Origin of the sequence: Nonomuraea rhodomycinica (genome assembly GCF_013363995.1) — a bacterium.
GTDB classification, from domain to species: domain Bacteria; phylum Actinomycetota; class Actinomycetes; order Streptosporangiales; family Streptosporangiaceae; genus Nonomuraea; species Nonomuraea rhodomycinica.
Map to the genome: position 1 here is coordinate 1 of NZ_JABWGO010000080.1, position 283 is coordinate 283.

Genomic DNA, 283 nt, shown 5'->3' on the forward strand with positions numbered 1-283 from the left:
AGCCGGCCGGGTACGACATGGTGTTGTAGGCGTCCACCTCCAGCGGGTCGGTGGAGCCTCCGTTGCCGGCGCTGGCCACGAGGATCGCGCCCTTGCCGACGGCGGAGGCGACGGCCGCGGCCGAGTCGTCCGCGTAGCCGCCCCAGCCCCACTCCGAGGTGCCCAGCGACATGGAGACGACCCGGGCGCCGTGGTCGACCGCGTAGCGGATGCCCTGGGCCAGGGCGTTGCCGGCGCGCTCGCTCTCCTTGTCGGCTCCGGTCCCGCCGTCCTTGGCCGCCCT

At 74.9% G+C, this 283-nt stretch carries 1 protein-coding gene; it reads right to left on the reverse strand.

What is annotated here, in order from left to right:
* The coding region (locus HT134_RS44505) for a S8 family serine peptidase (protein ID WP_175606523.1) at window positions 1-283 on the reverse strand (283 nt) is incomplete at both ends.